Source organism: Geobacter sp. (genome assembly GCF_030834625.1).
Classification (GTDB): domain Bacteria; phylum Desulfobacterota; class Desulfuromonadia; order Geobacterales; family Geobacteraceae; genus Geobacter.
Genome location: NZ_JAUQXO010000032.1, coordinates 1 through 24,444, shown reverse-complemented (window position 1 = coordinate 24,444; position 24,444 = coordinate 1). Strand labels below are relative to the sequence as shown.

The 24,444-nt window shown below is 63.0% G+C and carries 21 protein-coding genes and 1 pseudogene; 15 read left to right on the top strand and 7 right to left on the bottom strand.

Annotated elements, in window-relative coordinates; genetic code table 11:
* Positions 1–13: 13 nt before the first annotated feature.
* The 6 genes from RCH91_RS08765 (at position 14) to RCH91_RS08740 (ending at position 5,521) form a co-directional block, all read left to right on the top strand.
* Positions 14–295: an Rv0909 family putative TA system antitoxin gene (locus RCH91_RS08765; protein WP_306534255.1), complete on the top strand. Its 282-nt coding sequence runs from the start codon at positions 14–16 to the stop codon at positions 293–295.
* 15 nt (positions 296–310) lie between these two features.
* Positions 311–619 (top strand): NADH-quinone oxidoreductase subunit NuoK, encoded by a 309-nt coding sequence (nuoK, locus tag RCH91_RS08760; RefSeq protein WP_306534254.1) that lies wholly within the window; start codon positions 311–313, stop codon positions 617–619.
* Positions 620–733: 114 nt separating this feature from the next.
* Positions 734–2,611 (top strand): NADH-quinone oxidoreductase subunit L, encoded by a 1,878-nt coding sequence (nuoL, locus tag RCH91_RS08755; protein ID WP_306534253.1) that lies wholly within the window; start codon positions 734–736, stop codon positions 2,609–2,611.
* Between the two features lie 58 nt (positions 2,612–2,669).
* A complete protein-coding gene (locus RCH91_RS08750; protein WP_306534252.1) occupies positions 2,670–3,728 on the top strand; it encodes a hypothetical protein in 1,059 nt (352 codons plus the stop codon).
* 161 nt (positions 3,729–3,889) lie between these two features.
* A complete protein-coding gene (locus tag RCH91_RS08745) occupies positions 3,890–4,354 on the top strand; it encodes a hypothetical protein (RefSeq protein WP_306534251.1) in 465 nt (154 codons plus the stop codon).
* A 99-nt stretch (positions 4,355–4,453) separates the two neighbouring features.
* Positions 4,454–5,521, top strand: coding sequence for a linear amide C-N hydrolase (locus RCH91_RS08740; RefSeq protein WP_306534250.1), 1,068 nt, complete (start codon positions 4,454–4,456; stop codon positions 5,519–5,521).
* 165 nt (positions 5,522–5,686) lie between these two features.
* Here the strand turns inward: RCH91_RS08740 and RCH91_RS21435 are convergent.
* Positions 5,687–5,830, bottom strand: a pseudogene (locus RCH91_RS21435) (type II toxin-antitoxin system ParD family antitoxin); the annotation flags it as partial.
* A 113-nt stretch (positions 5,831–5,943) separates the two neighbouring features.
* Between RCH91_RS21435 and RCH91_RS08735 the strand changes: the two are divergent.
* The 5 genes from RCH91_RS08735 (at position 5,944) to RCH91_RS08715 (ending at position 10,263) form a co-directional block, all read left to right on the top strand.
* On the top strand, positions 5,944–6,357 hold the full coding sequence (locus RCH91_RS08735) for a low affinity iron permease family protein (RefSeq protein ID WP_306534249.1): 414 nt from the start codon (positions 5,944–5,946) through the stop codon (positions 6,355–6,357).
* Positions 6,358–6,461: 104 nt separating this feature from the next.
* Positions 6,462–6,968 carry a hypothetical protein gene (locus tag RCH91_RS08730; protein WP_306534248.1) on the top strand — a complete coding sequence of 169 codons (507 nt, stop codon included), beginning with the start codon at positions 6,462–6,464 and terminating at the stop codon, positions 6,966–6,968.
* 66 nt (positions 6,969–7,034) lie between these two features.
* Positions 7,035–8,525, top strand: coding sequence for a NuoM family protein (locus tag RCH91_RS08725; RefSeq protein ID WP_306534247.1), 1,491 nt, complete (start codon positions 7,035–7,037; stop codon positions 8,523–8,525).
* Positions 8,522–9,919 carry an NADH-quinone oxidoreductase subunit N gene (locus RCH91_RS08720; protein WP_306534246.1) on the top strand — a complete coding sequence of 466 codons (1,398 nt, stop codon included), beginning with the start codon at positions 8,522–8,524 and terminating at the stop codon, positions 9,917–9,919. Before RCH91_RS08725 ends, RCH91_RS08720 begins: the two co-directional genes overlap by 4 nt.
* Positions 9,920–9,930: 11 nt before the next feature.
* Positions 9,931–10,263: a DUF3147 family protein gene (locus tag RCH91_RS08715; protein WP_306534245.1), complete on the top strand. Its 333-nt coding sequence runs from the start codon at positions 9,931–9,933 to the stop codon at positions 10,261–10,263.
* Positions 10,264–10,296: 33 nt separating this feature from the next.
* On the opposite strand, the gene RCH91_RS08710 is transcribed toward RCH91_RS08715, so the two are convergent.
* The gene (locus RCH91_RS08710; RefSeq protein WP_306534244.1) at positions 10,297–11,091 is read right to left on the bottom strand and encodes a hypothetical protein; all 795 of its coding nucleotides are present in this window, start codon (positions 11,089–11,091) and stop codon (positions 10,297–10,299) included.
* A gap of 31 nt (positions 11,092–11,122) precedes the next feature.
* Complete coding sequence (merA, locus tag RCH91_RS08705; protein WP_306534243.1) at positions 11,123–12,529, bottom strand: mercury(II) reductase; 1,407 nt, start codon at positions 12,527–12,529, stop codon at positions 11,123–11,125.
* 84 nt (positions 12,530–12,613) lie between these two features.
* On the opposite strand from merA, the gene tkt reads away from it, so the two are divergent.
* Genes tkt through RCH91_RS08690 form a run of 3 tightly spaced genes read left to right on the top strand, consistent with a single transcriptional unit; the run spans position 12,614 to position 15,927 of the window.
* On the top strand, positions 12,614–14,620 hold the full coding sequence (tkt, locus tag RCH91_RS08700; RefSeq protein WP_306534242.1) for a transketolase: 2,007 nt from the start codon (positions 12,614–12,616) through the stop codon (positions 14,618–14,620).
* 6 nt (positions 14,621–14,626) lie between these two features.
* Entirely contained in the window at positions 14,627–15,223 is a 597-nt protein-coding gene (locus RCH91_RS08695; RefSeq protein WP_306534241.1) for a tRNA-uridine aminocarboxypropyltransferase, read from the top strand.
* 11 nt (positions 15,224–15,234) lie between these two features.
* Positions 15,235–15,927 carry a Crp/Fnr family transcriptional regulator gene (locus RCH91_RS08690; RefSeq protein ID WP_306534240.1) on the top strand — a complete coding sequence of 231 codons (693 nt, stop codon included), beginning with the start codon at positions 15,235–15,237 and terminating at the stop codon, positions 15,925–15,927.
* 5 nt (positions 15,928–15,932) lie between these two features.
* Here RCH91_RS08690 and RCH91_RS08685 read toward each other — a convergent pair whose 3' ends face one another.
* Both RCH91_RS08685 and RCH91_RS08680 read right to left on the bottom strand, forming a co-directional pair.
* Positions 15,933–16,913 carry a lysophospholipid acyltransferase family protein gene (locus RCH91_RS08685; RefSeq protein WP_306534239.1) on the bottom strand — a complete coding sequence of 327 codons (981 nt, stop codon included), beginning with the start codon at positions 16,911–16,913 and terminating at the stop codon, positions 15,933–15,935.
* A 55-nt stretch (positions 16,914–16,968) separates the two neighbouring features.
* Positions 16,969–17,478 (bottom strand): methylated-DNA--[protein]-cysteine S-methyltransferase, encoded by a 510-nt coding sequence (locus tag RCH91_RS08680; protein WP_306534238.1) that lies wholly within the window; start codon positions 17,476–17,478, stop codon positions 16,969–16,971.
* A gap of 138 nt (positions 17,479–17,616) precedes the next feature.
* Here RCH91_RS08680 and RCH91_RS08675 point away from each other — a divergent pair, with 138 nt between their 5' ends.
* Positions 17,617–19,845 (top strand): ATP-dependent helicase, encoded by a 2,229-nt coding sequence (locus RCH91_RS08675; RefSeq protein ID WP_306534237.1) that lies wholly within the window; start codon positions 17,617–17,619, stop codon positions 19,843–19,845.
* A gap of 27 nt (positions 19,846–19,872) precedes the next feature.
* Here RCH91_RS08675 and RCH91_RS08670 read toward each other — a convergent pair whose 3' ends face one another.
* Positions 19,873–22,209, bottom strand: coding sequence for a serine protease (locus RCH91_RS08670; RefSeq protein ID WP_306534236.1), 2,337 nt, complete (start codon positions 22,207–22,209; stop codon positions 19,873–19,875).
* Positions 22,206–23,990, bottom strand: a complete 1,785-nt coding sequence (locus RCH91_RS08665) for a serine protease (RefSeq protein WP_306534235.1) — start codon at positions 23,988–23,990, stop codon at positions 22,206–22,208. Before RCH91_RS08665 ends, RCH91_RS08670 begins: the two co-directional genes overlap by 4 nt.
* Positions 23,991–24,444: the final 454 nt, after the last annotated feature.

Genomic DNA, 24,444 nt, shown 5'->3' with positions numbered 1-24,444 from the left:
AAGGAGGAATACAATGAAACATCTCAAGGGAATGGTTGTTCTGCTGGCGGCCGTGGTAGCGATGTCGGCGATCGGTTGCACCAAGAAGGAAGGTCCGGCCGAGAAGGCCGGAAAAGAGGTCGACAAGGCAGTTGAAAAGGCAGGGGAAGGGCTCGAAAAGGCAACCGAGAAGAGCAAGGAGGCCGCCGAGAAAGCCGGGGAAAAGGTAGGCGAGGCAGTTGACAAGAGCAAGGAGGCCATCGACAAGGCCGCCGAAAAGACCAAGGAAACGGTCAAGGATGCTACCTCCAAATAACGGAAGCCCCACGCCATGATCGTCCCCTTCGAGCACGTCCTGATCCTGGCGGGCATCCTCTTTGCCCTGGGGCTCGTCTGCGTCCTGGTCTGGCGGATGAACCTCATCATGCTCCTCATCGGCATCGAGGTCATGCTCAACGCCGCAATGCTCGCCTTCGTGGGGGGCGCCGCCCGGTGGGGGATGGCCGACGGCCAGGTTTTCTCCCTCGTCATCATGGCCCTCACCTCCGCCGAGGTCTCCCTGGCCCTGGCCATGGTGGTCTATCTCCACCGGCGAAAGAAGACGGTGGATGCGGATGAGTTCAGTGAATTGAAAAGCTGAAATTCTAATCCTTTATTACCACGGAGGACACGGGGGAAAGACTTTTTATCGGAAAAAACCGGTTTGGGTCTTCCTCCGTGATCCTCTGTGCTTTTTGTGGTTATCGGCTTTTTTATGAAACTCTACCTTGCCCTTATACTCCTGCTCCCCCTCCTGGGCGGCGCCATCAACGCCCTTGTAGGTCGGAGGCTCCCGCGCCGCCTGAGCGAAGCCCTGGCCTGCGCCGCGGTCTGGGGGGCGTTCGCCTGCACGGCACTTGCCTTCGCGGCATACCAGACGCCAGTCAAGGTGGAGCTCACCACCTGGCTGGCGGACTTCGATTTCACGGCACCCATCGCCCTCTATCTGGACCCCCTCTCGCTGGTGATGACGCTCATGATCACCTTCGTCTGCGGCCTGATTCATCTCTACGCCGTGGGGTACATGGCCGGCGAGGGGAGCCACGCCCGGTTCTTCGCCCTCCTGAACCTCTTCGTCTTCGCCATGCTGGTCCTGATACTGGCGGAAAACCTGCCGCTCCTCTACCTGGGGTGGGAGGGGGTCGGCTTCTGCTCCTACGCCCTCATCGGCTTCTGGTACACCGACCCGAAAAACGCCACCGCCGGCCGCAAGGCGTTCATCACCACCCGCATCGGCGACACCGCCTTCGGCATCGGCATCGTCTGGTGCTTCCAGCTCTTCCAGACCGCATCAATCACCCAGATCAACCAGATGGGATTCCTGATGCCCGTGGGTGTCATCACCGCCCTGGGGCTCCTCTTCCTGGCCGGGGCCATGGGGAAATCGGCCCAGGTTCCCCTCATGGTCTGGCTCCCCGACGCCATGGCCGGCCCCACGCCGGTCTCGGCCCTGATCCACGCCGCCACCATGGTCACCGCCGGGGTCTACCTCATGGCGCGGATGTCGCCCCTCTTCAGCGCGGCCCCCGTGGTCATGGCCGCCGTGGCCATAACCGGGGCCGTCACCGCCTTCTACGGCGCATCGTGCGCCCTGGTCCAGCGGGACTTCAAGCGGGTGCTGGCCTACTCCACCATCAGCCAGATCGGCTACATGATGCTCGGGGTCGGGGCCGGCGCCGTCACCGCCGCCACCTTCCACCTGCTGGAGCATGCCTTCTTCAAGGCGCTCCTCTTCCTGGGGGCAGGCTGCGTCATCTCCGCCCTCCACCACGAGCAGGACATCTTCAAAATGGGTGGGCTGCGCACGCGGATGCCCGTCACCTTCTGGGCCTTCCTGGCCGGGGCCGCCTGCCTGGCGGGGCTTCCCCCCACCGGCGGTTTCTTCAGCAAGGACGCCATCCTGGCCGCGGTCTGGGCCAAGGGAGGGCTCCTCTACGGCGGGCTCTTCGGCCTCGGGCTCCTGGCGGCGCTCCTCACCTCCTTCTACACCTTCCGGCTGGTCTACCTCGTTTTCGGGGGCGAGGGGGTGAAGGAAGTCCACCACAACCCCCGGATCATGGAAATAATGCTCCTCCCCCTGGCGATTTTGGGGCTCCTCGGCGGCTTCATCCACCTCCCCGCGTTCCTGGCCGACGGCTGGCTCGGGCGCTTCCTGGCCACGGCCCTCACCGAAGGGGCAGCCCACCTCTCCCACGGGGAGGAGATGGCCGTGGAGGGGCTTGCGTCGCTTGTGGCCATCACCGGCCTCGCCGCAGCCCACCGCCGCTACGGGGGCCTGCGGCGCGCGGCCCGGATCGAGGCAGCCGCCACGGAGCCCACGGGGATCGCCGCCTTCCTCCTGAACGGCTGGTATGCGGACCATCTCTACCGGGTCCTCTTCATCCGCCCCTACGAGGCCATGGCCGGCTTCCTCTGGCGCCGGGTGGACGAAGGGGTCATCGACGACTCCCTCGACCGCCTGGCCGATGGACTGGGCAAGACCGGCCAGGGGCTCGGGCGCTGGAGCTGCGGGCGGGTATCGGTCTATCTCCTCAGCTTCGCGGCGGGACTGGCGCTGATCCTGGGGTGGCTGGCGTGGGGGTGGTTAGTGTAGGAATACCCTTTGTCCAAACCCATTGGTTGACAACATGATGAATCGGAGGGGAAAGACCATGGCAGAAAAGAAAACAGCGGCACGGAAGATCTCTGCAACCAGCACCAAGCAGGAGATGCTGGAGGCCTACACCGAGTTGGCGCGGCAGCTGGAGGAACAGCGGGCCGCCGAGATGAAGCCGGAGGCGATAATCGAGGAGAAGGCTGTGAAAAAGACCATCGAGACCGCCGACGCCCTCTCCACGGAAGGGATTACCAGGGAAGTGGCCACCCTGAAGGCCGAGATGGGGCGCCTCCTCTCCGGACTCTCCGAACGCCTTGAGGACGAGGTGAAGAAGTACCAGGCGGTCAAGGGAGCCGTGGAGGCAAAGGAAGCGGAACTTCAGGAGATCTACGAGATCCAGAAGTCGGCCTCCACCCTCACGGCGCTGCTGGAGCTTCAGGCCACCAAGAAAGAGGAGTTCGAGCAGGAGATGGCCGAGCGGAAGGAAAACCTTCTGGGCGAGATCGAAACGACCCGGGCTGAATGGGACGTCGAACGGAAGCGCCACGCCGAGGAGACCAAGGCCCGCGACGCGGCCGAGGCCAAGCGGCGGGAGCAGGAGGAAGCCGAATACCGCTATGCCTTTGGCCGCGAGCAGCAGCTGGCCCGGGAGCGGTTCGAGGACGAGCGGGCAAAGCTGGAGCGCGACATCCAGAACAAGCGGGAACAGGCCGAGAAGGAGTCCGCCGAGCGGGAGCAGGCCATCGCCAGAAGCGAAGTCGAGTTGAAGGAACTCCGGGAGAAAGCCGCGGTCTTCCCCCAGGAACTGGAGACCACCGTGACTCGCGAGGTCACGGCCGCCGTGGAGAAGATTCGCCTCGAGGCCGACACCCGCCTGGAACTCCTCAAGAAGGAGTACGAAGGAGAGAGGAACGTCTTCCTGGCGCGGATCGCCGCCCTGGAGGGGAAGGTCAAGGAGCAGACCGAGCAGCTCACGAAGATGAATGCCCAGCTGGAAAAGGCCTACGGCCAGGTCCAGCAGATCGCGGTCAAGGCGGTAGAGGGGTCGGCGGCGGTGAAATCCCTTGGCGGAGGGCAGTCGTTTGGTGGTGATGCCGGGCGGGGGCAGGGGTAGGATCAAGGAGCTTGGCGTGAAGAAGCGAAGAAAGAAAAACCGGAACGAGGAGCCCCTTTGCCTCCCCGACAGTGACGAACAGTTCGCGTACATCGCGGGAGCATCTTCAAGATATCTGTAGAGTTCGTGAGCCAATTACAAACCAGAAAAAGGAAGGATACATGACAATGAACAACCCCCTGAAAATTGTGGTCGCGGGTCTCGTTGGCGGCTTTATTGGTAACGGGGTGTTGGGGGCATTATTTTCGAGTCCGCCGATCCAGACGATTCTTTACAACCCCGAATTACAAAGCCAACTCTTTATAGCGATCACCCCGAAACGAAACATTCCAGTCTCCGTAGCAGGCCTTGTCATCTTAAGCATCATCCATGCTTGGCTCTTCAGCGTTCTCATGCCCTCGTTACCCGGAAAAACGTGGTTGAAAAAAGGACTGTTCTGGGGGCTGACGATTTGGTTGATGTATTGGTTATTTCAGGAATGGTTTATATACAACACGTTACTTGGTGAGCCACTCATTCTGAATGTTCTCGAACTCACTATTTTGATACTGGGTTCCTTGGTTGAAGGAATAGTTATCGCGTTTTTTCTGGCGCGTAAACCTTCAGTCAACATCCAGGTTAAATGATCACCACACCTAACGAGGTAGATGCACCTGACCGAAAGACCGTCAGGTGATCTCCCGGCCCGTTGGGCGATGAATCAATCAAATCAATAGGGGGTAATTATGAGAACAAGGTTCGGTATTATTATCACGGTGATAACGGCATTAGTTTCTATCGATACTGCGTCGGCATGCACTACTTTCAATCTGACCAGCGGCGACGTCAATATTTACGGGAGAAACTATGACTGGTCGGTCGGAGATGGTGCCGTGATCGTAAACAAGCGCGGACTTACGAAGATAGCGATGAAGGCAAAGGATGAGACTGGCCAGCCCGCAAAGTGGAAGTCGAAGTACGGGAGCATCACCTTTAACCAGTACGGCCGAGAATTCCCTCAGGGAGGAATAAACGAGGCGGGTCTGGTCGTCGAAATCATGGCCGTCCCGGCGGGTGAATACCCGGCAACGGATTCCCGGCCCTATGTGGGGAAAGCTCAGTTCCGGCAATATCTCCTCGATTCTTTCAGCACCGTCAAAGAGGTGGTCGAAAGCGATTCCGTCATCAGGGTTACGGCAACCGGCAAAGGTCCCATGACGCACCTGCTGGTGAGCGATCGCACCGGAGCCAGCGCCGTTATCGAGTTCATTGGCGGGAAACGTGTTGTCTACACTGGCGACTCCATGCCTGTCAGGACGCTTTCAAATACCCTCTATGCCGACTCACTCTCCCACTGGAAGGCCAAAAAAGTTCCGACAGTGGATACATGGATGTCCGTAGAACGGTTCATCCGGGCAGCTGATGCGACAAGCTCCTTTGATGCTAAAGCAGTAAAAGCCCCGGTTGATCATGCATTTGGCCTCTTGAAACAGGTTACTCAGGGAGACAAGACAAAATGGAGTATTGTGTATGACATCAAGAACCTGCAGGTATTCTTCCACACTTCTTCGAATCCAAAGCCTCGATCCATCGATCTGAAGAAAGTAGATTTCTCCTGTAAAACCCCGGTGAAAATGGTCGATATAAATGGGGGAAGCGGTGACATATCCAATAGTTTCCATGACTACACGCTGCAGGCGAACCGCCAATTGATCAGCGATGCTTTCGGGAAAACGGACTTCCTGAAGAACATCCCGGCCCAAACTATTGATGTCATCGCTGCATATCCGGATTCTGCCAAATGTGAGCAGTAGGAGGGTAAGAAAAGGGGGAACGGGCTGTGAGGTCATTGAGGCTACAACCGGAACTTTAGCTTGTCCCCTGTTTGAGAATACAGTTGTTCGCGTCCCCATTGTTCCGAGGTATAGCGACCAATAGCTTTTAAATCGGCGAAGGCCTTGTTGGTGAGGGTAAAGGTCGGCATCAATCTCCTCGATCAAACCCTTGAGAGAATAATCGGCAGTGCAGCTTTCTTCACCCTCAACAAGAGCGCGGCGCAACAAGGAAAGTCTGGTTTCACGTTCTTCCAGAAGCCGTAACCCGGCCCGGATCGCCTCGCTTGCTCACGACCGGCCTCAAAGTCAGCCTTTTCCCCGAAGGAGGGCGCTGATTCTCGGCTGGCTGGCTTGGGGTGGTTTAGCGTAGCTTGGCGAACAGATAGTGAGGAGGCGTTGTTATGGAGAAAAAAAACTCCTGGTTTTCGCGCTTCGCCAAATGGGCGTCCCGTGTTACAGGGCGACCGTTCAGTTTCGCCGTGGCCGTGGGTGTTATCGTCGTGTGGCTGGTGACAGGCCCTCTCTTTCACTTCAGTGATACCTGGCAGCTGATAATCAATACAGCGACAACGATAATCACGTTCTTGATGGTGTTCCTGATCCAGAACACCCAAAATCGCGACACTGAAGCCATACAGATAAAGCTTGATGAGTTGATCCGCTCAACAAAGGGCGCACACAACGCGCTTCTGGATTTGGAAGAACTGGAAGAGGAATCCCTGGATCAATTCAGGGCTCAATACGAGGCCCTGGCCCGCAAGGCACGAACGGAATTGCGTGAAGGGAAGCCTGACCAGGGAACTCCGGAAATTTGAACGTTACATCATCGGGGACTGTCGAAAAAAAACGAGACCTAACAAGGTGGGGAAACAAACAAAGAGGTCAAACGGGATAAATTCCAACCTTACGGAAGCTAATTATGGAAAGTATACGCGTATGCGTCAGCGATATGATGCAGACTCATTACGTTTATTTTTTGACGGAACCTATGGGGGAAAACTTCCATCCAGACTTCAATCCCGAATTGACCCCAAAGGAGATGCTTGAACTTGGTGTTTTTGGCGGGAAATATATGACGGACTGCACAAAGGAATTCCCGCAAGAGTGGTTTACTCATGCGAAACTCTGTCATGTGCGCCATGTTCCGGAGTTGAACTACTTCGGCGTTAACGCCTCTCAGCCCTTGTCTTACTGGCGGGAAATGGGGTGGATCCATACCGATGACCCTCGAGGCTGGTTTCAGTGGTACTGCCGGTATTATATGGGAAGAAGGTGCCCCGATGATCATCGGCAAATCAAAAGATGGAAGGCAATGTCACGGCATATGGCCCAGCTAAGAAAGAATTGTCCGGAGGGGCACCTGCTTTGCAGGAGAAAACAGCGCCAGGCACTGTTACACTGGGCTTACGACAGCAGAAAAATCTGAATCGCCAACAATCGGCGGCAGCAGAGAAGCCGATGCGCCTCACCACGATAAACACATGCAAAGACCATGACCACCTACCCGATCCTCACAATCCTGATCCTCCTCCCCCTGGCAGGGTGCCTCTGCCTGGCGCCGGTCTGGAACTGCGCGAAGTCGGCCCGTCCCATCGCCCTGGGGTTTGCCGTGGCAGAGCTGGCCCTGGCCGGGTGGCTCCTGTTCGCAGCGTCGGGGCTGCCGACGGCACCGGGGGCGCCGGCGGGGTATTTCCTCTGGGAGGATACCGCCTGGATCGAGCGGTTCGGCATCCGCTACCTCCTGGGGATGGACGGGATCAGCCTGCTGCTGGTGGCGCTCACGGCTTTTACCTCGGTGGTGGCCATGGCGGTGTCGTGGCGCGGCATCACCGAGCGGACCACGCTCCACTACTTCCTCATCCTCCTCATGGAGAGCGGGATCATGGGGGTCTTTCTCTCCCTTGATCTCGTCCTCTTCTACCTCTTCTGGGAGGTGATGCTGATCCCCATGTTCTTCCTGATCGGCATCTGGGGACACGGCCGGCGCATCTACTCGGCGGTGAAGTTCTTCCTCTACACCCTGGTGGGTTCCCTCCTGATGCTCCTGGCCATCATCGGGGTCTATCTCATCCATGGAGACGCCACCGGGGTCTACACCTTCGCCCTGCCGCTCCTGGCCCAGGCTCCCATTACCCACGCCGCGGCGCCGTGGCTCTTCGGGGCGTTCCTCCTGGCCTTCGCCATCAAGTTTCCGCTCTTTCCGGTCCACACCTGGCTTCCTGACGCCCACACCGACGCCCCCACGGCGGGGAGCGTGATCCTGGCGGCGCTGCTCCTGAAGACCGGAGCCTACGGGCTGGTCCGCTTCGGCTACCCCCTCTTCCCGGAGGCGGCCAAGGGATTCACGCCGCTTCTCTACGTGCTGGCCATCGTCGGCATCCTCTACGCCTCGTGGATCGCCTACGCCCAGGAAGACATGAAGCGGATGGTGGCCTACTCCAGCGTGGGGCACATGGGGTTCGTGGCCCTGGGAATCGCCTCCTGGAGCCCGGTGGCCCTCTCGGGCTCCATCCTCCAGATGGTGAACCACGGCCTCACCACCGGAGCCCTCTTCGCCCTGGTGGGGATGCTGGACGAGCGGACAGGCACCCGGGAGGTTTCGGCCTACGGGGGGCTCTGGGGGAAGGTGCCGGTCTTCTCCTTCTTCTTCCTCTTCTTCGCCATGGCATCGGCGGGGCTGCCGGGGCTCAACAACTTCGTGGGGGAGTTCCTGATCCTGGTGGGGGTCTTCCGGACCACGCCGGCGGCCGGGGCCATCGCCTTCCTCGGCATCGTCCTGCCGCTCATCTACACCGTCCGGCTCCTGCAGGAGGTGCTGTTCCAGACGGAGCGGCGCCCCCTGCAGCTCCCCGACCTGACCCTGCGGGAAGGGGCGATCCTGGCGGTGCTGGCGGTGATTGATCTATACATCGGGGTCCATCCGAAGCCGCTCCTGGATATCCTGAAGGTACCGGTGGCGCTGTTGACGGGGGTGGCGCCATGACCATCGCCGATCTCTGGACCATCATGCCCCTTCTGATCCTCGCCTGCGGGAGCGTCCTCGTGCTGCTGCTCGGTGCACTGGTGCCGGGACGCTACGGAACCGCCGTGGGTGTAGCGGTCTGCGCGGGAGCGGCCCTCTGGGCGCTGCAGACGCCCCCCCAGCCCATGGCGCCGACCCTGGGAGTGGCCTTCACCCCCTTTGCACGGGCCTTCCTGGTCCTCTTCGCGGTGACGGCGTCCCTCTCGCTGCTGCTCGCCCACGACCACGCAATTCGCCAAGGTCTGGAGGGGGAGGAGTACCCGGCAACGATCCTCTTCGGCACCTTCGGCATGGGGGTGGTGGCCAGCGCGGCCAACTTCCTGACCCTCTTCCTGGGGCTTGAGGCCCTGACCTTCGCCTTCTACATCCTGGTGGCCTACGACCACAACCGGCCGGCGTCCGGGGAGGCGGGGCTCAAGTATCTCCTCATGGGGGCCGTGTCGGCAGCCTTCGTGGCCTTCGGCATCGCGCTCCTCTACGGGGCCACCGGCACCCTGGAGATCGGGCGGGCCGTGGCCGCCTCGGCCGCGGGCGGGGGGATCGCCCTGGCGGGGTGGGGACTCCTTCTGGCGGGGCTCGCCTTCAAGGTCTCCCTGGCCCCGGCCCACCTCTGGACCCCGGACGTCTACCAGGGGGGGCCTACGCCGGTGGTGGCTTTTCTGGCCTCCGGCTCCAAGGGGGCGGCCATCGCCCTCTTCCTCCTCATCCTCCCTCCCCTGGGGGACATCGGCCCCCTCCGTGCCCCCCTCTGGGGGCTGGCCTTCCTCTCCATGACCGTGGGGAACCTGGCGGCGCTGCTCCAGCCCAACGTGAAGCGGATGCTCGCCTACTCCTCCGTGGCCCAGATGGGGTACGTGGCCCTGGCGCTCCTCTCGGGCGGGAGGGGATACGAGGCGGCGGCCTTCTACGCCGTGGCCTACGGGGCCATGGGCCTGGCGGCCTTCGGAGCCCTCGCCTCCCTGGAGGACGGGAAACCGCTGGAACAGGTGGATGAACTGCGGGGGCTCGGCTACCAGCGCCCCTTCCAGGGAGTGGTGCTGGCCGTGGCCATGTTCGCCCTGGCGGGGATTCCCCCCACGGTGGGCTTCGTGGGAAAGTTCGCCATCTTCTTCGCGGCCCTGAAAGCGGGCGAGGTTCCCCTGGCGGTCATCGGCATCCTGACGGCGGCGGCCTCGGCCTACTACTACCTGCGGGTGGTGGTGAACCTCTACCTGAAACCGGCCGACGAGGCGGGCACCGGCGCGTTTCCCACCCCGATGGAGGCGGTCTGCCTCGGCGCCGTGACCCTCGCCATCCTTGCCCTCGGCATCTGGCCCGGACCCCTGTTCGACCTGGCCGAATCCATCCTTCGCTGAGAGGAACCCCCATGCAGACCTTCATCAAGGCCCTCATCAGCCTCGCCATCATCATCGCCTGCGCAAAAATCGGGAAGCGCTTCCCGACCCTGGGCGGACTCATCGCCACCATGCCCCTTACGAGCCTGCTGGTCCTGCTCTGGCTCTGGTCGGAGTCGCCGGGGGACTACCAGCTCATGGAGGAGTACACCAGGGGGGTCCTCTGGGGGATCATTCCGACGGTCCTCTTCTTCGTGGCTGCCTTTTTCCTCTTCAGGCGGCAGTTTTCCCTGCCGTTGGTCCTGACGGCCAGCTTCGGCGTCTGGCTGGTCGGCGCCGCGGTGCATCAGTATTTTCTCAGGTAACGGGTATGGACGGAAGGCCCCGGCTTGCCGGGGTCAGTAGCCCCGCCGCCGGAGATCTTCCTGGATGAGGCGCTTGCGCTCCTGGCCCAGGCGGCCCGAGGCGGACAGGTTTCGAAGCTCCATGGTCGGCGCGGCGGCAAGGAGAGTGGTGAAGAGGGACGCGGGGGTGCTCGGGTTCCGGAGCATGGCAATCTTCAGGTTGGGACGGTTCCCCCAGCGCGGGTGGCGGGCCACGGCGGCGATGGCCTCGGCCAGGGTCCGGGAGGAGGAGACGAGCTGAAAAACCGATGCCTCCTTGAGGCGGGGGTTGGCAAGGCACGCCTCCACCACCCGCACGTCCCCCTCCTTCATGAGGGCGTCCAGGACCGGCGCGGTGGACCGGCGGGCCAGGGTGATCCGGTTGCCGAGGGGAGTCGTGGGGAGCCGCTGGATGATGGCCCGCTCTGCGGCCAGCCGCTGGTCGGGGGTCGTGCCGGGAAACTCGGTGATGGTGACGAGCTCGAAGAGGTAGAGGCGGGGAAGGAGCGGTAGGGAGATGGTTGCCGGTGTCCCCGGGTTGTGGACCAGGGCCACCGTGAGCCGGTGGTTTCCCGTTACCGCGTCGAGGCCGGCCACGGTTCTGAGGAGCTCCTCGGTCAGGTCCCGGCGCCCCAGGAGGGCCAGGAGGTGGTTGTCGTCCAGGGCAGGGTTCCGGAGCGCCGCCCGGAGCACCTCCGTGGAGGGGTCCAGGAGGGCCTCGAAGAGCTCCTCCTTGCTGCAGGTGAGGGCCCGGTGGAGCCGCCGTGACAATTCAGGGTCCAGGTGTGAACTTTTTGCGCTGCTCTCCATGGTCCGCCTCGTCGCGATTCGCGCGGAGCAACTATTCGGCACAGCACGACAACCGGCTGATATCCCTGCTGAATCCCTGGGCGCAGAGCCGTAAGCCCTCTCCCATTGAAGGATAGACATGCAACGCGTTTGCCAGATCCTCCACTGTGGCCCGCAGGCGGATGGCCAGAGCCGCCTCGTTGATGATATCCGCCCCCCGGTGGCAGGCGAGATGGACCCCCAGGAGCCGGCCCGTGGCACGGTCGGCAACCATCTTGATAACGCCGGCGGTGTGGCCGGTCACGTGGGCCTTGGGGATGGCCGAGACCGGCATGACGTTTACAGCCACGTCGAAACCGGCGGCCTTGGCACCCTCTTCGGTATGCCCCACGGTTCCCACCTCCGGGTCGGTGAAGATGGCCATGGGGACGTTCAGGTGGTCCATGGAGCATCCGCAGCCGGGATTCAGCATGTCGTCCACCGCCACGATCCCCTCCCGGGCCCCCACGGTGGCGATCATCATCCCGCCGGTGCAGTCGCCGGCGGCCCAGATCCCCGGCGCCGTGGTCCGCATCCGTTCGTCCACCGTCACGAAGCCCCGTGGGTCGGTGGCCACGCCGGCCAGTTCCAGGCCGATCCCCTTGGTGGCCGGCGCCGTCCCCGCCGCCAGGAGGAGCTTTTCGGCCGCGAAGCTCACGGGCTCGCCGTCCCGCTCGGCCTCCACCCGCACCCCTGCCCCGTCTCCCGCCACCGAGCAGATGGTTGTGCGGCAGACGATTTCCATCCCCTCCTCCCGCAGGACGTTGCGCACCGCCAGGGCCGGCTCCGACTCCACCGGCGCCAGGATGCGGGGTCCGTGCTCCAGGATCGTCACCCGGGTGCCGAGCCGCCGGAACATCTGCCCCAACTCCACGGCGATCACCCCGCCGCCGATGATGATGAGGGAGGAAGGGATGGCCTTGAGAAGAAGCGCCCCCCGGCTCGTGAGAAAAGGGGTCGATTCGAGACCGGGAATACGCGGAATCCGGGGATTCCCCCCCACGGCCACCAGGAACCGCTCGCTGCGGTAGAACCGGTCCAGCACCTCCACCCGGTCGGGGCCCAGGAATCGGCCGGTCCCCTTCACCAGCTGGAGCCCTGGCACGTTCTGAAGGATGTCCAGGTATTTTGTTTTGCGCAGATACCCCACAACCTCGTCCCGGCGGGCCATGAGGCGCTCCGCCGCCACGGGGCCGCCGCACTCGCCGAGACCGAGCCTTGCCCCCAGCTTCCCCTCCTGATAGAATAGCGCGGCGTGGATCAGGGTCTTGCTCGGCACGCACCCCCAGTTGATGCAGGTGCCGCCGAGGACGCTCTTCTCCACCATGACGACCCGCGCCCCGAGGGACTGGGCCCGCAGGGCCGCGGCAAAGGCGGTGGAACCGGAACCGAGGATGACGAGGTCGTATTTGTCGGGCATTGTCAGGCCTCCTTCAATGAAAACAGTGTACCCGAACAGGGCCCTTTGAGAAGCTTTATACTAAAATGAGTCAGGGAGGACACCATGTCAGCACCATCTCTTACCAACGACGACGCCCGTCTCGGCGCCGATACCCTCCGAATGCTTGCTGTGGACGCCGTGGAGGCTGCCAACTCGGGCCACCCGGGGCTCCCCATGGGGGCCGCCGACTACGCCTTCCTTCTCTGGCACTCCCACCTCCGCTTCGCCCCTGCTGACCCGGAGTGGCCCGGCCGCGACCGCTTCATTCTCTCGGCAGGACACGGCTCCATGCTTCTCTACGGCCTCCTCCACCTGTTCGGTTTCGACCTCCCCCTGGAGGAGCTGAAACAATTCCGCCAGTGGGGAAGCCGCACCCCCGGCCACCCGGAGTACGGCCACACCCCCGGCGTGGAGGTGACCACCGGCCCCCTGGGGCAGGGTTTCGCCATGGGGGTCGGCATGGCCCTGGCGGCGCGGATGGCCTCGGCCCGCTTCGCCGACGAACGCTTCGACCCGTGCGGCCACCAGGTCTACGCCATCGTCAGCGACGGGGACCTCATGGAGGGGATAAGCCAGGAGGCGGCCTCTCTGGCCGGACACCTGAAGCTCGGCAACCTGGTCTACCTCTACGACGACAACCGGATCACCATCGAGGGGTCCACCGATCTCGCCTTTTCGGAGGATACGGCCGGACGCTTCACCTCCCTTGGCTGGCACGTGCAGAGCGTGGACGGCCACGATGTGGCCCAGGTGGGGGAGGCCCTCTGGCGGGCCAGGATCGAGCGGGACCGCCCCTCCCTCATCATCGCCCGGACCCACATCGCCCACGGCTCGCCGGGGAAACACGACACGGCCGGCGCCCACGGTGCGCCTCTCGGTGCCGAAGAAGCGGCCGCCACCCGCAAGAACCTCGGCTGGCCCGACGAACTGTTCCACGTGCCGGAGCGTGTGCGGGAGATCTGCGGCCGGAGACAAGAGGAACTTGCCGCGGCCCACGCCGCCTGGCAGGACGAGTTCCGCCGCTGGCGCCGCCGCACCCCCGACAAGGCACGACTCTGGGATTCCCTCTGGCAGAAGGCCGTGCCCAAGGACCTGGAGGCCCGTCTCCTGGCCGCCGTTGCCGGGGCCGACGGCGCCACCCGCGCCCTGTCGGGAAAGGCAATCCAGGCCGCTGCCGCGGCGGTGCCGGCCCTGGCCGGGGGCTCAGCCGACCTGGAGCCCTCCACCAACACCCGCATCGCCGATTCCCCATCGGTCCTCCCCGGAAGCTACGGGGGGCGAAACCTCCACTTCGGGGTCCGGGAGCACGCCATGGGGGCCGTCATGAACGGCATGGCCCGCTACGGCTGCTTCATCCCCTACGGCGCCACCTTCCTGGTCTTCGCCGACTACTGCCGCCCGGCCATCCGGCTCGCGGCCCTCATGAAGCAGCAGGCGGTGTACGTCTTCACCCACGACTCCCTCTTCCTGGGGGAGGACGGCCCCACCCACCAGCCGGTGGAGCAGCTTTCGTCACTGCGGCTCATCCCCAACCTCCGGGTGATCAGGCCCGCCGACGGCCCCGAGACGGCCCTGGCCTGGGGCGCGGCCCTGCGCCGCACCGACGGCCCCACGGCCCTCGTCCTCACCCGGCAGAAGGTGCCGGCCATCGTGCGGGAGGAGCCCCTGGACGCCAAGACCTTCGCAAAAGGTGGATATGTGGTGCGGCAGGGGGGAGCGACGCCGGACGTGGTCATCATGGCCAGCGGGTCCGAGGTGGGCCTCGCCCTGGGGGCGGCGGAGGTCCTGGCCGGCGAAGGGGTGACGGCCCGGGTCGTGTCGGTCCCCTGCCTCGAAACCTTCCTGGCCCAGCCCGAGGCGTACCGCCGCCGGCTCCTGCCGGGCCGCGTCCCCCGGGTGGCGGTGGAGGCGGGGCACGGGGGCCTCTGGTGGCGCCTTCTCGGCCCGGGAGGGCTCTTCATCGGCATGGAGAGCTTCGGCGCATCGGCCCCGGAAAAGGTCCTGGCGGAAGAGTTCGGCTTCACCCCGGCAAAGGTTGCCGGGCGGGTGAGAGAGCTCATGGGGCGCTGAGGGAACATGGGAACCCGATCGAAACGAAGCGAGCGGTGCGGACGCTGCCGCATGCACACGGAGCGGTGCGTCTGCCCCGACATTCCCCGGTATGACCTGGCGACCCGCGTGGTCCTCGTCATGCACCACCGGGAATACCCGAAGCCCACGGCCACCGGCCCCCTGGCCCTGGAAGCCCTCCCCAACAGCGAGATCCGCATCCACGGCGAGCGCGATTCACTCCTGGACCTGAGCGACCTGGCAACCCCGGAGCGGCGGACCCTCCTCCTCTATCCCGGCGACGACGTACCGGTCCTGACGAGGGCGCTTGTGGAAAGCGACCCCCGCCCCGTCACCCTCGTGGTACCCGACGGCACCTGGCGCCAGGCGTCCCGCATGGGGCGGCGGCTGCCGGGCCTCGGCCACACCGGGATGGTCCGGCTCCCCGAGGGAGCCCCCACCGAGTGGGGAATCCGCCGGGAGAACCACCCCCAGGGGCTGGCCACCTTCGAGGCCATCGCCCGCGCCCTGGGGATCATCGAATCCCCCGCCGTCCAGTCGGGTCTGGAGGAGCTCTTCCGCCTCATGGTGAGAAGGTCCCTCGACGCCCGGGGACGAGACTGAAAGGACATTGCGTGGAAACAAAAGAGATCCTGAAAAAATCCCTCCTCTTCTCCGGCCTGGACAGCGAACACCTGGCCGAGGTGGCGGCCATCGCCACGCGGCGCCCCTTCGGCAGGGGGGAAACCCTCTTCTCTGAAGGGGAACCGGCCACCGGCTTCTATCTGCTGGCCCAGGGGAGCATGAAGCTCTGCAAGGTCTCCCCCGACGGAAAGGAGAAGGTCCTCCACTTCGTCCACCCCGGCGAGACCTTTGCCGAGGCCGCCTTCTTCGGCGACGGCAAGTACCCGGCCGAGGCCCGGGCCACGGAGAAGGGGGAGGCGCTTTTCTTCCCCCGGGAAGGGTTCATGGGGCTCCTGGAGCGGAACCCCCGCTTCTCCCTGAACCTCATCGTCTCCCTCTCCCTCATGCTCCGACGCTTCGCCCGGCAGATCGAGGAGCTCACCTTCGCCGAGGTGCCGGCACGGCTCGCGGCCCACCTGGTGGAGCTGGCCGAGCGGAAGTCAACGGTCTTCCAGGGGACGACCTACCTGGATCTGGATGTGAAGAAGGGGGAGCTGGCGTCGCGCCTCGGCACGGTGAGCGAGACCCTTTCCCGGGCGTTCCGGAAGCTGAAGGAGGAGGGGCTTATCGAGGTGGAGGGGAGCCGGGTGGTGATTTTCGATATGGAGAAATTGAAGGTCGCCGCCGGGAGACGGCCGGCCTAGCTCTGCTACTCTTTGGGGACCCGCTTCCAGCGGTCATAGACCCAGAGCCACTGGTCGGGATAGCGGGCGATGTTTTGCTCGATGGCCCGGTTCAGGAGCCGGGTGGTGGCGACGGGGTCGCCGGAGGGATCAGGTGCTATCTCGGGAAAGAACTCCACCACGTGGCGGTCCCCCTCCCGGTGGCCGAAGCCGGGGACCAGGGCAGCGCCGGTCTTGGCCGCCATGAGGGCCGGCATGGTGGTGGTCCAGGCCTTTCGCCCCAGGAACTCCACCAGCTCCCCCTCGCTGGAAGCGACCGCCTGGTCCATGAGGAGGGCGATGGCCCCGTTCTTCCGGAGCCGGAAGAATATCTGCCGGGCCGCCCCGTCGGCGTAAATGATGCTGTTGCCGTGCCGGTTGCGAAGACGCTCCAGCAGCCGCGTCATGGGCTCGAACTTCTGGCGGCGCGCCACCACCGCCAGCCCCTCGGCGTGGGTGCCGAAGCCGTGGGCCACCAGCTCCCAGTTGTCAAAATGACCCGTGATGAAGATGACCCCTTTCCCCCGCTCCTTGGCCCGCAGGTAGTGCTCCAGCCCCCGCAGTTCAGTCCGGTCCACAAGGCCCTGTTCCTGGCCAAAATAGAGCTTGATCACCTCCACGGCGGTCCGACCCATGTTGGCGAAGGTGCGGCGGGCGATCTCCTCCGGCGTGCCGGCGGCGGGGTTCCATCCTTCCATTGAGGACATGGCGGGAAGCGCGATCCTGAGGTGTTCCACGGTCTTTCGGCGCAGCCTCCCCAGGAGGAGGAAGGCGAGCCGCCCCCCCAGGGCGCCGAGACCCACGGCCAGGCGGCGCGGCAGGACAAGGACCGGCAGGGAAACGAGGGCAACGAGGAGGAGCCCCAGCCGCCACTTGATGGCCCGGACCGTCTCCTTGAAGGACGTGGGGGGCGGGGCGGAAGGAGGCGCGGCAGGGCCTCCATTATGTTCAGGAGATTCCATCGACATGGCCGCACCCTACCACAGTTTTCGCGGGAGGGGAACCCGGCGGACGCAATCCTCTTCAGGCCGGCGGCAGTCCCTCGCCCCGCTCCAGGGCCAGGAGGGCCGCCTTCCGTTCGAGCCCGCCGGCATAGCCGGTGAGGGAGCCGTCGGCCCCAATCACCCGATGGCAGGGAATGATGATGTCGATGGGATTCCGTCCCACGGCACCCCCCACCGCCTGGGCCGAGGGGATGCGCCCTTCGCGGCGCGGGGCCACGAGCCTCGACAGGGCGCCATAGGTGGTGGTCGTCCCCGGGGGGATGGCGCGGAGCAGCTCCCAGATCGCCATCTGGAACGGGGTTCCCTGTGGCGCCAGCGGCAGGTCGAACTCCCGCAGCTCTCCGGCGAAATAGGCGTCCAGCTGCCGACGCAGCGCCACGAAAACCGGATAATTCGGATCGTGCCGCCACTCCCCGGAATCCTCCGGCACGTATTTCTGATCGACGAACCAGAGCCCGCACAGCTCGTCCCCCTCTGCCAGTGCCGCCATGTCGCCCAAGGGTGTCTGGATGCTGCATGTCCGTTTCATCGTCGCTCCTCCTCGAATCCATGGCTGGATGGATGTTCAACCCGGCAACTATACCACAAACATAGTCTTGACTAAATTGCCCCGGGCCGTAAATATGGACGGATGCTTCAAGTCCCCGACACGTAAAAAGGTAACCCCATGGATCTTCTGAAAAATCTCAACCCGCCCCAGAAGGAGGCGGTTCTCCACGGCGAGGGGCCGCTTCTGGTCCTTGCCGGCGCCGGCTCGGGAAAGACCCGGGTCATCGTCCAGCGGATCGCCTGGCTCATCCGCGAGCGGGGCGTGCCGCCATGGCAGATCCTGGCGGTCACCTTCACCAACAAGGCCGCCGGCGAGATGCGGGAGCGGGTGGAGCGGCTCGTGGGGACGGGGGATGCCCCCCTCATCGCCACCTTCCACTCCACCTGCGCCCGGTTCCTGCGGCGGGAGATCCACCACCTGGGGTACGATTCCTCCTTCGCCATCTACGACGACAAGGATGCGGAAAAGCTCCTGAAGGAGGTGATCGCCGGGCTGGGCCTGGACGAGAAGCGCTTCCCCCCCCGCTCCTTCGCCGCCGCCATCGACGACTGCAAAAACCGGGGGATCCCCCCTGATGAGATTCCCACCGGCGATTACAACGGCGAGATCCTCGCCCGGGTCTATGGCGCCTACCAGGAGCGGCTGAAGAAGTGCAACGCCTTGGACTTCGGCGACCTCCTCATGCTGACGGTCCGCCTCTTCGAGGAGCACCCGGAGGTACTGGCCCGCTACCAGGACAAGTACCGCTGGATCCTCGTGGACGAGTACCAGGACACGAACCCGATCCAGTACCGGCTCGTGCGGCTCCTGGCCGGGGAGCGGCGAAACCTCTGCGTGGTGGGGGATGACGACCAGTCCATCTACCGCTGGCGGGGGGCCGACATCCGGAACATCCTCGACTTCGAGAAGGATTTTCCCGGCGTGGTCACCGTGAAGCTGGAGCAGAACTACCGCTCCACCCAGAACATCCTGGCCGCGGCCGGGGCCGTGGTGGCCCGGAACCGGGGACGAAAGGCCAAGACCCTCTGGAGCGAGAACCCGGCCGGCGAGGCCATCGTCTATCGCCGTCTTGCCGACGAGCGGGAGGAGGCCCGCTTCGTCTGCCGCGAGATCGAAAAGCATGTGCGGCGGGGGGGAGACCTACGGGACGCGGCGGTCTTCTACCGGACCAACGCACAGTCCCGGGTCATCGAGGATGCCATGGTGGCCGACGGCATCCCCTACCACATGGTGGGAGGGATGCGGTTCTACGAGCGGATGGAGGTGAAGGACATCCTCGCCTACCTGAAGGTCCTCGTGAACCCGGCCGACGAGGTGTCCCTGAAGCGGATCATCAACGTCCCGGCCCGGGGGATCGGCCACGCCACCGTGGACAAGGTGGCGGAGCTGGCATTCCGCAAGCGGATCATCCTCTACGATGCCTTCAGCGAGGCGTCGACGGGGGGGCTTCTCTCCACCGGCCCCCGGGGGAAGATCGCCGGCTTCATGACCCTCATGGAGCGCTTTGCCGGCCTCGCCGGGACTGTCCCCCTGTCGGAGCTGGCCTCCCGCATCATCGAGGAGACCGGCTACGCCGCCAAGCTGAAGGAGGAGCGGACCGACGAGGCCCAGGACCGGCTCGACAACCTTCAGGAACTCTGCTCCGCCATGGAGGAGTTCGAGCGGACCAGCGACGAGAAGACCCTGGCCGCCTTCCTGGAGCAGGTGGCCCTGGTGTCGGATCTGGAGCGGGGGGAGGGAAAGCGGGAATCGGCCACCCTCATGACCCTCCACGCGGCCAAGGGGCTCGAATTCCCGGTGGTCTTCATGATCGGCATGGAGGAGAAGCTCTTCCCCCACGTCCGCTCCCTGGACGACCCCGAGGCCATGGAGGAGGAGCGGCGCCTCTGCTACGTGGGGATGACCCGGGCACGGGAGCGGCTCTTCCTCTCCAACGCCCGCCGGCGGCGGCTCTTCGGCCAGGACCAGGTGAACATGCCGTCGCGCTTCATCGGCGACGTCCCCCGGGACCTCCTGGACCTGGAGGACGAGTTCCAGTCCTCCTTCGGCTTCGGCGCCGTCCGGGGGATGGAGCGGGAAATTCAGAGTTCCGAACCGGCGCGCCACAACCTGGCCGCCATCTTCGAGACCGAGATCGAGCCCGACTTCGACGACGTGGAGGTGATCCCCGACGAGCCCGAGGACGGCGGCATCTGGCTCGGCATGAAGGTGCGCCACGGCAAGTTCGGCGTCGGCACCATCCGCAAGATCGAGGGAAAGGGGGACGACCAGAAGGTGATCGTCTGGTTCAACTCCGTGGGACCGAAGAAGCTGCTGGTGAGGTTTGCGGGGCTGGAGCGGGTGTAATGCCCGTCGACTCTTCTGCTTCTCAGTTTATTCCGGCAGCTCATACTGTTTGCCCCGGAAAAGATATTTGCCACGAAGTGTTATGGCCATCTCCGGATTCAGTGATTTCAGGTTCCCGTAGGCTGACAGTGCCTCCAGCTTCTTGTTCTGCTCCATATAAATGGCCGTCTGCAGGGACCAGGTGGTGGGCACTTTCGGTGCCTGCCGGATAAGAATATCCATGTGGGATTGCGCCTTGTCAAATTGCCGGGTCCCAGCATAGCACTGAGCGGCATAGAATCTGGCATCAACGGCCGTTGGCGATAATTGAAGAGCCTTTTCCAGTGCAACTATGGCTTTGCCGATCTGATTCTGGCGCAGGTGGGCTTCGCCCAGATTGATCCAGGCATTGGCAAAGTCGGGCTGAAGCCGGATGGCTGTCTCGAGGGCCTGAACCGCTTCAGGATACCGCTTCAGTTTCAGCAGCCCATATCCCTTGCTGCTCCAAAAAATCGGCGAAGCCGGATTAATCGCCAGTCCCCGCTCCACATACTCCAAAGCGCGTTCCTGTTCCCCGCGCACGCTGCCATAGTAAAGGGCCAGCCCCTGCAATGCGAACTCGTTCTTCGGATTGAGATTCTCGGCCTTCCGGAGAGCATCGTTTGCCTTCTCCCCTTGACCTGAACGAATCAGCGCCTCACCCAGAAATGCCCAGGAATCGGCATTGGCTGGATCGAGGCGGGCCGCTTCGGCAAAGGCCTTGGCGGTTGCAGCCACATTACGTTGCTCTCGATACAGTGACCCAAGGGCAAACCAGGCAGGGGCAAGGGAAGGGTCTGCAATCGTCGCCTTCTCGTAGGCATCCTTGGCCGCCGTTGTATCTCCGCGTTCGTTGAGCATGTCCCCCAGGTTGAGCCAGGCTCCGGCTTGACTTTGATCGAGTTTCAACGCTTTCCGAAACGCCTCTTCCGCCTCCGTGGCCCGGCCAGTTGTCCGGAGAGTCATGCCCAGTCCCGTCCACGCCACGGCAAGGTCGGGGTTCAGCTCCAACGCCTTGCGGAAGGCCTTTTCCGACTCCGCAAAGCGCTGGTTTTTTCCTTCCATTGCCCCGATGTTCAGCCAGGTTTTTGCGGCCTGAGTGGTGTCGACCGGCGTCCCTTTCGTCAACGTTTGACGGGCGGTATCGGGTTTACCGAGGAATGCCAGGACCGAGGCCAGATTGGCGGCGGCGGTGGGTTCGCCGGGCTTCAACCTCAGAACGGTCCGGTATCCCTTCTCCGCTTCCTGGTGCTGCTGCTGATCGTGGCGCAGCTCCCCCAGCAGTTCCCAGGCCAGCCAGTCCCACGGTTCCCGGCGAACAGCAGCCTCCACAGCGGTAACCGCGCCTTCTCTATCTTTATCCTCCCTCAACCAGTATGCCAACGTCCGGTAGAAATAACCGCTCGAAGGATTCAGCTCCTGTGCACGCCGGATATCCTCCAAAGCTCCCTTCTTGTCCCCGATAATGCGCCGTAACTCGGCACGATAGCCGTACGCAGCAGCATTTTGCGGGTCTTTTTGCAACGCCGACAACAATGCTGTCATCGCATCCTGCTTCCTGTCTCGCTTAAGCAATGCCAAGCCAAGTAATTCATCCGCCAACGCCGAGGTAGGCCAAAACTCTTTCCAGCTCCTCGCCCACCCTTCGAGTTTCGCCCATTCACCGGCCTCTCGGAGCGACTCGGCCCTGCCGAGCCAATCCGAGTCCGGCTCCACCATCGGCGGCGTCTTCCAGGGCGCACCGTTCTTGATCAGCTCGGTGACCCACTCCGCAGGCAGTGCCAAGTTGAAGTTCTGGGCGCCCAGATATCGTGCCGTGGTGATGCCGATCAGTCGTCCCTGGGCATCGAACAGCCCGCCGCCACTGGAACCGGGGGACGTGGGCGCGCTGGTATAGATATGGATGTCGTCGCCGGTTCGCTTGATGGCCGAAACGAGCCCGCTCCCCACAGCGAGTCCGAAGCCGAGGGGGTTTCCAACGATATGGACCGGCTCACCCGGTTTCACATCGGTGCTGATGCGGATCGTTACAGAGGGGGCCGTCAGATCCTTTACCTCCAACCGGCAGAAGTCCCGCGCAATGTTTCCCGAGAGCACAGTTGCCGGAAACTGTTTATCGCCGGAACGGACCCGGAGGGTGACGGCATCCTGCACCACATGACAGTTGGTTACCACCTGACCGGGGCCGATGACCACGCCGCTGCCCTCGCCCTCCACCTGACCCTGCTCATCCAGCGAAGCAATCGTCACCACCGAATCGCGTACCTGGTCGAAGACCTTTTCGGCCTCTTCGGCAAAGGCCGGGGCCGCACAATACAGGATGATCAACAGCGCGAGCGCTTTCATGGCGTCACCCCGTAGGGGAGGAGAACCCTCTTGTAGGCGTAGTCGGCCCATGTTTGGTCAAGGGCTTGGAGCTTCTGGTAGGAGCGTTTCACATCATCCATCCGATCGGCCAAATGATAGGTTTCCATCAGCGCCGCCCAGACCTTCGGCTGTCTGGCATCGAGGCCCAGGGACTTTTCGTAGGCCGGGATGGCCTTGTCCGGCTGGGCCAGATATGCATACACGTAACCCACCTGTCGCCAGGGAAGCGGATCCTCCGGGAATTCCTGTCGAAGTTTTTCAAATACTTTCACGGCTTCCTCCAGTTGGAGGTTGTCTTTCAGTGCTATACCAAGCTGCGTTCGTACCCAGGCATCATTGGGAGAAAGGAGCAACGCCTCGCGGTAGGCGGCAATCGCCTCGGGATACAGGCGGAGGGATTCGTAGACATCTCCCAGCCACTTCCACCCCAGGACTGCCCCCTTCGGCTTCAGGCCCAGCCCCTTCTTAAGCGACTCAACGGCTTCGCGGAAACGTCCTGATGCGGAAAGGGCAAGTCCCTTGAGAAGCCAGGCATCACCGTTGAGGGGTTCAAGTTCAAGAGCCTTGTCTATGGTATTAAGCGCCTTCCGGGTTCTACCGCCGGCAAGCAACAGGTCGACGAGATCGAGCCTCGTTGCCACGTTCCCCGGATCTGACTCGACCAGGCGGGACTGCGCCGCTATCGCCATGCCCCACTCCTTGTGCCGCCGCCCCAGGGCCACCATCCCCTGAAGTACCTGCTGGTTCCACGGTTCGAGTTGTGCGGCCTTATTTATGGCGCTCTTTGCGGCAACGGTATTTCCCAGTACATCTTCCACATAGGCAATCAGGATCCAGACAAGCACGTTCTCTCGGTGATATGTCTGAGTAGCCCGGGCCGTCTCCAGCGCTTCCTGGTGCTTTCTTTGCTCGAAAAGCACTCCCGCCAACCCAATTCCGGACATGGGAGATGTTGGGTCCCGCCTGAACAGTTCACGGTAACTCTTTTCCGCGGCGGCCCAATCCTTGAGCTGTTTCTGGGCGTAGGCAAGGTAGTAGCGGGCTTCCAGGCTTTCCGGCAGCGCCTCGATCCAGTGTTCGGCAATTTCCGCCATTTCCGGCCATTTCTCTTCTTTCGCCAGTTCATCCGCCTTGCTGCGCCATGATGCGGCGGCATCTGTAGCTGCGGCGCGCGGCTTGATCTCCCGTACCCATCGCGCCGGCTGGGCAAAGTTCACATTCTGCCCATCCAGATGCAGGTAGTAGATAACACCCACCAGCCTGCCGTCCTCATCAAATAGTCCGCCACCTTCGGAACCCGGAGCAATCGGTGCGGTAAACTGGATGGCGGTATCGCCATCAGCCTCCCGAATGCCCGAAACTACTCCCTCGCTGATGCTGATTCCCATGCCGAGAGCATTGCTGATCGCATAGACCCGTGAACCAGACGCCGGATCTGAATCCCGCAGCTTCTGCCCTCCCGAGAAATCTGCCGCCTCAAGCAGGCAGAGGTTGCGGACACCATCTTTCAGGAGCATCTTTGTGGGGAATGCCTTGTTTCCCTGCCGCAGTATCAGGCTTGAAGCACCTTCCAGCAGGTTGCACTGCGTAACGGCTTTCTCCCCGTCGAGGAGCAGTGCCGTGTGGGCCGAGAGTTGTTTCCCATTATTGTCGAGCACTTCCAGGACAAGCACCTTCCCTTCCGTCTTGCGGAAGATCTCCTGGGGGGAAAGGGCTCTGGACGGTGTCGGGAATAGTGCCGTCCAACAGAGTACCAACATTATGATCGATGACGCACCGAGTCCAGAGAATCGATGTAGAAACCGCATATGCTCCATTAGTCTTGGTCCGGCACCACCGGGGGCCGTCTGCATCTTTCTGAACATCAAGTTTCTACGCGTGCCAAACGAAACTGCTCTTTTCATGAAAAGTATCCTTGATGGAATGGGTGGTTATCGGTCTCCTCGACTGCGACAGTAAGCCGGCGGTCACTGGCATCCGAAGTAGCTGAGGAATCAGGATCAATTTCTGTTGAGCTGAAATCGTTGCCAATCAACTCAGTAGCTTGCTGAAACGCCTTTAACAATGCTCACCTGAGCCTCTTGCAAAAGTGCATGCGACAAGCTGAATATAGTTGATTTTGTTGCATAAAAGTCGAGCTTCAAGGGTAACCATCTGATATTATTGGTTTGCGAGACAAACAATAACAGAAGGAGTACCCATGAAGCTCAAGGA